The 11,186-nt window shown below is 73.2% G+C and carries 11 protein-coding genes; 7 read left to right on the forward strand and 4 right to left on the reverse strand.

Annotated features, from left to right (window positions below):
- The first annotated feature begins 216 nt into the window (after positions 1–216).
- Positions 217–1,218, forward strand: a complete 1,002-nt coding sequence (locus ABZ862_RS24575) for a glycosyl hydrolase family 18 protein (RefSeq protein ID WP_360961696.1) — start codon at positions 217–219, stop codon at positions 1,216–1,218.
- 511 nt (positions 1,219–1,729) lie between these two features.
- On the opposite strand, the gene ABZ862_RS24580 is transcribed toward ABZ862_RS24575, so the two are convergent.
- Complete coding sequence (locus ABZ862_RS24580) at positions 1,730–2,584, reverse strand: NAD(P)-dependent oxidoreductase (RefSeq protein WP_360961699.1); 855 nt, start codon at positions 2,582–2,584, stop codon at positions 1,730–1,732.
- Between the two features lie 136 nt (positions 2,585–2,720).
- Between ABZ862_RS24580 and ABZ862_RS24585 the strand changes: the two genes are divergently transcribed.
- Positions 2,721–3,569, forward strand: a complete 849-nt coding sequence (locus ABZ862_RS24585; protein ID WP_360961702.1) for a helix-turn-helix transcriptional regulator — start codon at positions 2,721–2,723, stop codon at positions 3,567–3,569.
- A gap of 132 nt (positions 3,570–3,701) precedes the next feature.
- Here ABZ862_RS24585 and ABZ862_RS24590 read toward each other — a convergent pair whose 3' ends face one another.
- Entirely contained in the window at positions 3,702–4,085 is a 384-nt protein-coding gene (locus ABZ862_RS24590; protein WP_360961705.1) for a fic family toxin-antitoxin system, toxin component, read from the reverse strand.
- Positions 4,082–4,378 carry a hypothetical protein gene (locus ABZ862_RS24595; RefSeq protein ID WP_360961708.1) on the reverse strand — a complete coding sequence of 99 codons (297 nt, stop codon included), beginning with the start codon at positions 4,376–4,378 and terminating at the stop codon, positions 4,082–4,084. The genes ABZ862_RS24590 and ABZ862_RS24595 overlap by 4 nt, the downstream gene beginning before the upstream one ends.
- A gap of 350 nt (positions 4,379–4,728) precedes the next feature.
- Between ABZ862_RS24595 and ABZ862_RS24600 the strand changes: the two genes are divergently transcribed.
- From ABZ862_RS24600 to ABZ862_RS24615, 4 genes are all read left to right on the forward strand, one after another.
- Positions 4,729–5,484 (forward strand): (5-formylfuran-3-yl)methyl phosphate synthase, encoded by a 756-nt coding sequence (locus tag ABZ862_RS24600; RefSeq protein ID WP_360961711.1) that lies wholly within the window; start codon positions 4,729–4,731, stop codon positions 5,482–5,484.
- An 8-nt stretch (positions 5,485–5,492) separates the two neighbouring features.
- Positions 5,493–6,896, forward strand: coding sequence for an aldehyde dehydrogenase family protein (locus ABZ862_RS24605; RefSeq protein ID WP_360961714.1), 1,404 nt, complete (start codon positions 5,493–5,495; stop codon positions 6,894–6,896).
- A 2-nt stretch (positions 6,897–6,898) separates the two neighbouring features.
- Positions 6,899–8,005: an NAD(P)-dependent alcohol dehydrogenase gene (locus ABZ862_RS24610; RefSeq protein ID WP_360962037.1), complete on the forward strand. Its 1,107-nt coding sequence runs from the start codon at positions 6,899–6,901 to the stop codon at positions 8,003–8,005.
- A gap of 80 nt (positions 8,006–8,085) precedes the next feature.
- Positions 8,086–8,991 carry a class I SAM-dependent methyltransferase gene (locus ABZ862_RS24615; protein WP_360961717.1) on the forward strand — a complete coding sequence of 302 codons (906 nt, stop codon included), beginning with the start codon at positions 8,086–8,088 and terminating at the stop codon, positions 8,989–8,991.
- Between the two features lie 120 nt (positions 8,992–9,111).
- On the opposite strand, the gene ABZ862_RS24620 is transcribed toward ABZ862_RS24615, so the two are convergent.
- Positions 9,112–10,320 (reverse strand): MFS transporter, encoded by a 1,209-nt coding sequence (locus tag ABZ862_RS24620; RefSeq protein ID WP_360961720.1) that lies wholly within the window; start codon positions 10,318–10,320, stop codon positions 9,112–9,114.
- Between the two features lie 100 nt (positions 10,321–10,420).
- Between ABZ862_RS24620 and ABZ862_RS24625 the strand changes: the two genes are divergently transcribed.
- Positions 10,421–11,182, forward strand: coding sequence for a DeoR/GlpR family DNA-binding transcription regulator (locus ABZ862_RS24625; RefSeq protein ID WP_360961723.1), 762 nt, complete (start codon positions 10,421–10,423; stop codon positions 11,180–11,182).
- Positions 11,183–11,186 lie beyond the last annotated feature (4 nt).

Raw genomic sequence — 11,186 nt, forward strand, 5'->3', positions numbered from 1 at the left:
CCGATCGCCGTCGATCCGCCGGCTGCCGGTCCGGGCGCGGATTCCCGGGCCGGCACGGTGCGTCTGACGGGACCGATGCCGTGCGCGGTGCCGTACGAAGAGTGCCGCGCCAGAACGTCCGGCACCGGCCACGCCGTTGTGGAGGTCCTCCGGCCGGTGCGCATGGGTTAGCGTTCCTGTCTCCGGATCACCGTGGCGCACAGCAAGAGGAGTTCCATGTCGAAGAAGCGGGTGCGGGCGGTCGTTGCCGGTGGACTGCTGGCCGTGGGCATGGGCGTGGTGGCCCTGCCCGCCTCGGACGCCGCGACCCTGCCCGTGACCGCGTACCAGGAGGAGGGCGACGCGACCTCGCTGATCGACGCGAGTTCCACGGCCCTCAGCCGCGTCGGCGTGGACGGCGTCAACATCAACTCCGAGGGTACGCAGGTGACATCGCCGGACTCCGGCGCTCGCGCCCAGCTCGCCGCGGCTCACTCGCTCGGCCTGAGCGCGGACTTGCTGATCGGCAACTACAGTGAGTCCCTTCAGGACTTCGACGAGGCGGCGGCCCACCGGATGCTGTCCGGCACCGCCGGCATCGACGCGGTCGTCTCCACGCTGAGCGACGCGGTCGGTTCGCAGGGGTGGGATGCGGTCACCATCGACCTGGAGTCCCTCCAGGCCCGCGACACCGCGGGGCTGACGCGGTTCGCGGCGGCACTGAAGAAGGCGCTGCCGGCCGGGAAGACGGTGGGCATCGACATCACCGCCTGCACCTCGCCGGACGAGTTCGCGCAGAACGGTTACGACCTGTCCGCCCTGGGCCGCACGGTCGACACCGTGACGCTCATGGCGTACGACGAGCACGGCTGGGGCGACTCCGGACCCGGCCCGGTCGGTGAGCTGTCCTGGCAGGAGAAGAGCCTCGACCTGCTTCTCGGCGAGGTGCCGGCGGGCAAGGTCGATCTGGGGGTGGCCGGTTACGGCTATGCCTGGTCGTCCGACGGGCACGTCAGCCAGGTCGGCGACCGGCAGGCCCGCGACCTGGTCACCCAGGACGGCGCCACGGCCCGCTACGACACCGCCGCGGGGGAGTGGACGGCCACTCTCGGCGACGGCACCGTGCTGTGGTGGTCGGACTCCCGTTCCTTCGCCGCCCGGCGCACACTCGCCGCGGACAAGGGCGTCCACGGCCTGGCCGTCTGGGATCTGGGGCTCTCGGACACCATCACGTCCTGACCGCGCCCGTCACCTCGGAGTCGGATCTGCCCGGACGCCAGGCCGTGCGCCAGAGGGGGAAACGGCACTGTCGAGACATTGATTTCGAAGGGCCGTCCGGGGCCGCCCCGTGTCCCGCAGCACCGCTCACCGTAGAAGTCCCGCGCCGGACCGGGAGAGTGCGGCATCGCGGCTGAGCCGCACTCTCCTCACGCTCCGCCCCAGGGGATCCGTCCGGCCCGCGGAACCCCACAGGACGACGGCGGACGGCCTCGGCGCAGGTCACGCAACCGTCCCGGCGCACGACCTCGACGTCCGGATGCTCGCGCAGCACCGCCTGCGGCATACCGGCGGTACGGTCGGACAGCACGTGGATCCGGGCAGCAGCGTCACATACCGCCCGCGCGGTGCTGATCGTGACGTGCTCGGGGCTACCGGGTGCCGCGTACCTGGTGGCGGTTGTGATCGGCGTGGCGGGGGGGGGTGCCGACCGGGCCGGATCAGAGGGCGGACCGACCACGTGCGGTGACCGTCACAGGGCTCCGGCGTCCCGGGCCGTCCAGACGCTCGGGTAGATCGGCCGGAAGCCGAGCTCCCGGCGGATGCGCTGGTTGGACATGATTCCGAACCACGGGTCGGGGTCCGTGAGTTCGTGGAGCCCGGCGGGCACCTCGACGCCGTTGAGCCGGTACAGCTCGACCGTCGTGACAGGGGCGTCGTCGGCGATGTTGTAGATCCGGCCGGCGACGCCCGGCGCGTACAGCAGACGCATCAGACCCTGGGCGACGTCCGCGTGGTGGGCCATCTGCAGGCGCTGGTGGGGCGCCCAACGGGACGCCCAGTGCAAGGCGTTGGCGAGGTGCGGGTCGCCCTCGCCGTAGACGAAGGGGAGCCGCCCGATGCGTACGTCCAGGCCCTTGAGCGCGAGCAGTTCGAGTTCGGCCTCGGCCTTGGACTCCGGGTAGGCGCCCCACATCTCGCCGCCCGGCTGGCTCTCGTCCTCCTCGGTCAGCGGGCGGCCCCGTCCGACGCCGTACACATTGCCGGTGCTGACCTGCACGAACCGCTCCACGCCAAAGGCCTGAGCGGCGCGGCCCAGAGCCACCGCGGCGTCCCGGTTGACGGCCCACGCCTCCTCGTCCGGCACCCCGCGGAAGGAGGCGGCGACGTTCACGACGGCGTCCACGCCGGCGAGCGCCTTGCCGAGCGTCCCCTCGTCCCGCATGTCTCCCACGGCGACCTGGGCGCCCAGCTCCGCGAAGCGCTCGCCGCGGGCCGCGTCCCGTACCAGGACCCGCACCTGCTCGCCCGGCTGCCGCTGGGCCAGCAGCCGCGGCACGAAGCGGCGTCCGACCTGTCCCGTCGTACCGGTCACCAAAGTCAGCATGATGTGCTCCTCACGCGCTGTGTCGCCTGTCGTTCGCGACCAGCCTCGGCCGATGCGAGGACGAGGGGGAGAGACCTCTTCTTCAGCGGATCGGGAGTCCCTGGATAACCCGGCCGGCCTCCCGCACCCTGGAGAGGTGAACCGAGCCGAACTCGCCGACTTCCTGCGCCGCGCCCGCGCCCGCCTGGACCCCTCCGACGTGGGCCTCTCGGCCGGTGCCCGCCGCCGTACGCCGGGGCTGCGCCGCGAGGAGGTGGCCCAGTTGGCCGGCATGTCCGTGGACTACTACGCGCGGCTGGAACAGTCCCGGGGCCCGCGCCCGTCCCGCCAGATGCTCACCGCGCTGGCCCGCGCCCTGCGACTGACGGAGGACGAACGCGACCACCTCTTCCACCTCACCGGTGAACAGCCGCCGTGCCGGGAGGCGACCGGCACGCACGTGCGCCCGGGCCTGCTCCTGGTATTGGATCGGCTGCACGATACCCCGGCCATGGTGGTGACCGACTGCGGCGAGGTCCTGGCCCAGAACGCGCTGTCGCGGGCGCTGAGCGGAGACGTCCTCGCCCGCCCGCCCCAGGGACGCAAGATGATCCGCCGCTTCTTCCTGGACCCGGCGGCCCAGGAGCTGTTCCCGCCCGAGGACCGCCCCGAGCGCGCCCGCGAGCAGGTCGCCGGCCTGCGAGCGGTGGCCTCGGCCCGTCCCACGGACTCCGAACCCTCCGCCCTCGTCGCCGAACTACGCGCCGCGAGCGAGGAGTTCGCCCGCCTCTGGGACGAACACGAGGTCGCCGTACGCCGTGCCTCCACGAAACGCTTCCGGCACTCCGCGGTCGGCATCCTCGAACTCGACTGCGAGGTCCTCGTCAACTCCGACCACAACCAGCGGCTCGTCATCCACACGGCCCGCCCTGGCACGGAGTCGTACCAGCGCTTGCAGCTGCTGCGGGTGGTGGGCCTGCAGGACCTGACGCCGACGGCCCCCTGAACGCCCGCGCGTCCCTGCCGGCCGGCTCCGCGGCACCCAGGTGCAAGGTCGCCTGCCGTGACGGTTCCCTCGCCCACCGGCAGGGCGCCACCGCCGACGCCCCCGGCCGGCTTCGAGCCGTCCCGCGGTGGGTCAGACAGCCCAGTCGCGCAGTTGCCGGGCGATCCGGGCGACGCCGAGCGCCCCGCAGGCCGCGTCCCGCACCAGCGCGACGGCTGCCTTGGGCGGATAGTCGAGAGAGTGCCCGTTGAGGGCCAGGTACGCCTCGGTCGCGTGCCAGGCGAATGCCTCGTTCGAGTGCTCCAGGCACGGCAGCTTCGCCAGGGTGTGCAGCAGGGCGGCGGCCTTGAGGAACAGCGATCCGTAGATGTCCCGCTCCATCGCCCGGGCGTTGACCCGGGCGACAGCCGCATACAGCGGCCCGTAGTCGTCGACCTGCGGATCACCGCCGAGCAGTTCGGCGGCGTGCAGCAGGAACGTGACGTCGAGGGGGTGGAGGGGTTCCTGCTCGCTCACGCGGCGTGGCCCCGCTCCCGCTGCTCGAGTTCCCGCAGCGCCTCCCGCTCGAGCTCCCGCTGCTCCGCGCCGACATCGACGCTGCTGGGCTCGGCCGCGAAGGCCGCGCCGCTGCGGGCCATGGACGCCTTGAAGCCCTCCAGGAACCGCTGCTCCACCGCGGTCGCCCGGTCGTAGGCCGCCGAGAGGATGTACTCCTGCATACTGACCCCCGCCTGCCTGGCGGCCGCCGCGATGGCAGCCCGCTGCGCGGGGTCGGGGAAGCGCAGATTCATCGCTTTGGGATCTGACATGGCACCCACGGTACCAGTGGTACCACGCTTTCGTCCCGCCTCGCCGAGGTGCGTGGAAGCGGCTGAGATCGCGGGGGTTCACGTCGGTGTCGACCGGGAGCCGCCCCCTCGCCGCTCCTCGCCGGCGCCGATCGGCATGACCTGCCTCACCGGACGAAACATTGCCCATACGGATGGTTTGATCCACTATGCGCGGCGCGCTGCGGGTGACCATGAGCGCCGATGGACACTCTGTGCGCCCTTACGGTTCCTCTGAGTGACGGACATGATGAGTGCACGGCGCATGAACCAGGTGACCCGCGGTCCCCCGCTCCCTCGGGAGGGCGGACCGGCGGCGGAAGGAGTTCACGGTGTTGCTTCTCATCTCCCCGGACGGTGTCGAGGAGGCTCTCGACTGTGCGAAGGCGGCGGAGCATGTCGACATCGTCGACGTCAAGAAGCCCGACGAGGGCTCTCTCGGCGCGAACTTCCCCTGGGTCATCCGGGAGATCCGCGACGCGGTACCGGCGGACAAGCCGGTGTCCGCGACGGTGGGGGACGTCCCGTACAAGCCCGGTACGGTGGCGCAGGCCGCGCTCGGCGCGGTCGTGTCCGGCGCCACGTACATCAAGGTCGGCCTCTACGGATGCACGACGCCCGACCAGGGCATCGAGGTCATGCGCGCGGTCGTCCGGGCGGTGAAGGACCACCGCCCCGAAGCGCTCGTCGTCGCCTCCGGTTATGCCGACGCCCACCGGATCGGCTGCGTCAACCCGCTCGCCCTGCCCGGCATCGCCGCCCGCTCCGGCGCCGACGCCGCCATGCTCGACACCGCGATCAAGGACGGGACGCGGCTGTTCGACCACGTGCCGCCGGACGCCTGTGCCGAGTTCGTCCGGCTGGCCCACGCCGCCGGCCTGTCGGCCGCCCTCGCAGGCAGTGTCAAGCAGGCCGACCTGGGCCCGCTGACCCGCATCGGCACGGACATCGTCGGGGTGCGGGGAGCGGTCTGCGACGGCGGCGACCGCAATGCCGGACGGATCCGGCCGCACCTGGTGGCCGCCTTCCGGGCGGAGATGGACAGACAGGCCCGGCAGCACGCGGCCGGCGTCGCCGCCGTGAGCTGACCACCGGCATGCCGGCCTTCGAGCCCGGCCGCGTCCCCGGACGCCGGGCCCCGCGTCTTGCCGTCGCCGATCCGGCCACCGGGGAGGTCTTCGACGAGGTCCCCGACCAGCAGCCGGACGCACTGGACGCCGTCGTCGACCGGTCCCGCCGGGCCTGGCAGGGCTGGCGCGCCGATCCCGCCGTTCGCGCCACCGCTCTGCGCGCGGCGGCCGGCGCCGTGGAGGGGGCCGCCGAGGACCTCGCCCGGCTGCTCACCCGGGAACAGGGCAAGCCCCTGGCCGAGTCGCACGCGGAGATCGCCCGTACGGCGGCCCGCCTGCGCTACTTCGCCGGCCTGGCCCCCAGGACCCGGCGCATCACCGACGGCCGGCCCGTGCACAGCGAGATCCGCTGGCGATCCCTCGGCCCCGTCGCCGCGATCGTGCCGTGGAACTTCCCCCTCCAGCTCGCGGCGGCGAAGTTCGCGCCCGCACTCATGGCGGGCAACACCGTGGTCCTCAAACCGTCTCCTTTCACCCCGCTCGCCACCCGGCTGCTCGGCTCCGTCCTCGCCACCGTCCTGCCCGAGGACGTGCTGACCGTCGTCACCGGCCGCGAACCGCTCGGCGCCCGCCTCGCCTCCCACCCCGGCATCCGCCACGTCACCTTCACCGGATCGGCGCCCACCGGGCGGGCCGTCGCCGGAGCGGCGGCGGCCTCTCTCGCCCGGGTCACCCTGGAACTGGGCGGCAACGACGCCGCTGTCCTGCTGGACGATGTCGAGGTGGACCGGATCGCGGACCGGCTGTTCTGGGCCGCCTTCCGCAACTGCGGGCAGGTCTGCATGGCGGTCAAACGCGTCTACGCCCCGGTCCGGCTCCACGCCCAGGTCGTCGAAGCGCTCGCCGAGCGCGCCAGGACCGTCGCCGTCGGGCCCGGCCTCGACCCGGACACCCGGCTGGGACCGGTCAACAACGCCCCCCAGCTGGCCCGGGTCGAGCAGATCACGCGGCGGGCCCTGGCGGACGGTGCCCGGGCGGCGGCCGGCGGTCGCCGCCCGGCCGGGCCGGGACACTTCTTCGCCCCCACGATCCTCACCGACGTCCCGCCCGACAGCCCGGTGGTGACCGAGGAACAGTTCGGGCCGGTCCTCCCGGTGCTGCCGTACCGGCGCCTCGACGAAGCCGTCGACGCCGCCAACGGCACCGGCTTCGGACTGGGCGGCTCCGTGTGGGGCACCGACCCCGCCCGGGCCGAGGCGGTGGCCGACCGGCTCGAATGCGGCACGGTCTGGATCAACCACCACGCCGAACTGTCCCTCGCCCAGCCCTTCGCGGGTGTCAAGGACAGCGGCGTCGGTGTGGCGGGCGGACCGTGGGGGCTGTACGGCAACCTGCGGCCGTTCGTCGTCCACCGCCCGCGGGAGGCGTGATGGTGAGGTTCCGGGCGGCCGTGCTGCGCTCGCACGAGGACCCCTTCACGGTCGAGGAGGTGGCCCTGCGGACGGAACCCGCCGCCGGCGAGGTCCTGGTCGAGATCGCCGGCTGCGGGATGTGCCGGACCGATCTCGCGGTCCGGCGATCGGCCGGCAGCAGCCCGCTGCCGGCGGTGCTCGGCCACGAGGGATCCGGGGTCGTGGTGCGGACGGGCGGCGGCTTTGACACCGCGCTCGGCGTCGGGGACCACGTGGTGCTGAGCTTCGACTCCTGCGGGCACTGCCGCAACTGCCGCGGCGCGGCCCCTGCCTACTGCGACTCCTTCGCCTCCCTCAACCTCTTCGGGGGCCGCGGAAAGGAGGCGCCGCGGCTCACCGACGCCGCCGGGGGAGCGCTGGCCCCCCGGTGGTTCGGCCAGTCCTCCTTCGCTGAGTACGCGCTCGTCTCGGCCCGCAACGCCGTCCGGGTCGACCCCGCGCTGCCCGTCGAACTGCTCGGGCCGCTCGGCTGCGGCTTCCTCACCGGCGCCGGAGCCGTGCTGAACACCTTCGCCGCCGGCCCGGGCGACACCCTCGTCGTTCTCGGCGCGGGAGCCGTGGGCCTGGCCGCGGTGATGGCGGCCACCGCCGCCGGCGTGCTGACCGTGGCCGTCGACCGGCACCCCCGACGGCTCGCACTGGCCGAACGGTTCGGCGCGATCCCGCTGCCCGCCGGAACGCCCGGACGGGCCGAGCGGATCCGGCGGCTCACCGGCGGCGGCGCGCAGTACGGCCTCGACACCACGGCCTCCGCCCCGCTCGTCAACGATGCGCTCCGCGCACTGCGCCCCACCGGCAGCCTCGGCCTGGTCGCACGGCTCCGCACCGCTCTGCCGCTCGCACCGGGCACGCTCGACCGGGGTCGCAGCATCCGCCACATCTGCGAAGGGGACGCCGTCCCCGGACTGCTGGTACCGCTGCTGACCCGGCTCTGGCAGGCCGGACGCTTCCCCTTCGACCAGCTCATCCGCACCTACCCGCTGTCCGACATCAATGAGGCCGAGCGTGACTGCGACGCCGGCCGCGTGGTCAAACCCGTCCTGCTCCCGGCCGGGAGAAGCCGGTGAGCGCGGCACGCGGCACCGCGGACCCACCGCATCCGACGAGCAGGAAGCTCGCGGTCCCCACCCCCGCCGACGGAGGAGACATGACCGGCACGGCACCGCAGCACACGGACAGGGAAGGCGTGGACGGAGGGGTGGGCCTGACCGCCCTCCTGGTCGCCGCGGCACGGGCGATCGAGACCCACCGCGACGACAGCCTCGCCCGGGACGCCTACGCGGAACACTTCGTGCGGGCCGCCCCGGTGTGCCGGGACTGGCCGGTGCGCATCCAGCAGGTCCCGGACGGGGACGGCAACCCGCTGTGGGGGCGGTTCACCCGCTACTTCGGCCTGCGGACCAGGGTCCTCGACGACTTCCTGCTCCGGTCGGTGCGGACGGGCCCCCGGCAGGTGGTCCTGCTGGGAGCGGGATTGGACACCCGCGCCTTCCGGCTGGACTGGCCGCCCGGCTGCGCGGTCTTCGAGATCGACCGGGCGGGTGTGCTGGAGTTCAAGCACCAGGTGCTCACGGACCTGGCGGCCATCCCGAGGACGAAGCGCGTCCCCGTACCGGTCGACCTGCGCGCGGACTGGGCCGGCGCGCTGACCGCCGTCGGCTTCGACCCGGCCGCACCGAGCGTCTGGCTGGCCGAGGGACTCCTCTTCTACCTGCCGGGCCCCGCCGAGACGTGCCTCATCGACACGGTGGACGGGCTGACCGCCGAAGGCAGCGCTCTGGCCTTCGAGGCCAAGCTGGAAAAGGACCTGCTGGTGTACCGCGACAGCCCGATCTACACGGCGACGCGAGAGCACACCGGCATCGACCTGCTCCACCTCTTCGACAAGGGGCCACGGCCCGACTCCGCGGGTGCCCTGAAGGCCAAGGGCTGGTCCACCTCGATGTACACGCCCTTCGACTTCACCCGCCGGCACGGACGTGGCCCCTGCCCGGAGCCGAACGACGCGCTGGAAGGAAACCGGTGGGTGCTCGCGCACAAGCCCCGGCCGTGACGCCCGTCGTGCTCACGGCGACGTTCGCACGGGGCCGGCGGAGGTCTTCGGCGAGGGGCGGGGCGGACGGGGTGGTGGTGCTCGTGCGGCCCGGGGCGGGAAACCGTCCCGCGCAAGCGTTCAGTGGCCGATGGGTGCCATGTCGCTCCGGGGCGTGCGGTCGGAGCCGGTGCGCAGGACCCCGGCGGCGACGGCGGTGGTGACGCACAGCAGGGTCAGCAGGACGAAGGCGTGGTCGAGGGCGACCAGGTGGGTCAGCCATCCGATGACGGCGGGGCCGGCGAGCATGCCGACGTAGCCGAGGCCGGCGACCCGGGAGACATTGGCGCCGGCGGCTGCGGGGTCGGCGTGCCCGGCCGCGCTGAACAGCTGGGGGACGCAGCCGGACAGGCCCAGTCCGAACAGCCCCCAGCCTGCGAACGCGGCCCACATCCACGGGCCGAGAGCCACGAGTGTGATGCCGGCGGCGGCCGTGGCCGCGCCGTGGCGCAGGACCGCCATGGAACCGAACCGGGCGGCGAGGCGGTCGGCCAGGAGCCGGCCGACGGTCATGGCCGCCGCGAAGGTGCCGTAGGCGAAAGCGGCGGTGGCGGCCGACGCGCCGAGGACGTCCTCCAGGTGCAGGGCACTCCAGTCGTTCGCCGCGCCCTCGCACAGCATGACCATCAGTGCCAGGACGGCGAGGAGCCGGATCCGCCCTGCCGGGCCGCGGCGCTCGACGGACGGTGAGGCCTCCGTCCGCGCCGGGGAGCCGGTGCTCTCGGCGGCGGGAGCGGCCGGCAGCAGAGCACGTGCCGAGGCCAGGGCGATCACGATGCCCAGGGCTCCCACCGCGGTCATGCTCCCGACCGGGTCCAGGCCGGCGTTCGTGGCAGCCGCCCCGATGAGGGAGGCGAGGACGCCGCCGACGGAGAACGTGGCGTGGAAGCCCGACATGACGGGGCGGCCGTACGCCTTCTCCACGTGCACGGCGTGAGCGTTCATGCTCACGTCCAGGCAGCCGTTGCAGAACCCGAAGACCAGCAGGGCACCCGCCAGTGTCCACGGGTCTCGGGCGAGACCGGGCAGGGCCAGGGCCGCGCCGCACAGCGCCCCGCCGGCGGGCACCACGACGCGCGCGCCGAGACGGTCGGTCAGAGGACCGGCCACCCGCATCCCGGCGAAGGCCCCGAGCCCGAGCAGCACCAGCAGACCGCCCAGCGCGGCGTGGTCGATGCCCACCCGCTCCTCGACGGAAGGGATGTGCACCACCCAGGCGCCCATCAGGGTGCCGCACAGGACGAAGTAGACGTAGGTCGCCACACGGGCGGCCCGGAGCGAACGTTCCATGCCGCCCACCGTAACGAACATTACTTATGTTCGAAAGCCATACTAATGAACAATTTGATTGTTCGTTTTCGGGTGGTGTCCAGTGGTGTTCAATCGCGGTATGAGTAACGCAGACCGGCACGGGCTGATCGCGAAGGCAGTCAGGGACTCCGGCGGCGCCACGGTCCAGGAGCTCGCCGCGCTGACCGGGGCCTCGGAGATGACCATCCGGCGAGATCTCGACACCCTGGCCGCCCAGGGTGTCCTCGAACGCGTCCGGGGCGGGGCACGCACCCTGCTGCTCAGGGGCGAGGAGCCCCCGTTCGGGCTGCGCGCCCACGATGCGGTCGACGCCAAACGCCGGATCGCCGCCGAGGTCTGCGCACTCATCGCCGACGGTGAGAGCGTCCTGCTGGACAGCGGTACCACCTGTCTGGAGGTCGCCCGCCTCCTGCGCGAGCGGCCTGTCACCGTGATGCCCCTGTCCCTGCAGGCCATCCACCTGCTCGGGGAGACACCCGGCCCGGCCACGCTGGTCGTGCCGGGCGGGCAGCCGCGCGCCGCCGAGGGCGCCCTCACCGGCCCCCTGACCCTCGCCTCTCTGGCGGCCCTGCGCTTCGACACCGCCGTCATCGGCTGCTGCGGACTGAGTGCGGCCGACGGCCTGACCGCCTACGACCTCGACGACGCCGCGGTGAAGAAGGCGGGCATCGCCTCCGCACGCCGCACCGTCGCCGCCGCGGACGGTGGCAAACTCGGCCGCACCGCCTATGCCTACGTCGGCCCCTCCACCCTTGTGCACACCCTCGTCACCGACTCCACCGCACCCGCCGACGAGGTGGCCGCGCTCCGGGGCGGTGGCACCGCCGTCAGAACCGCCTGACCAC

Source organism: Streptomyces sp. NPDC047000 (assembly GCF_040644295.1).
Classification (GTDB): domain Bacteria; phylum Actinomycetota; class Actinomycetes; order Streptomycetales; family Streptomycetaceae; genus Streptomyces.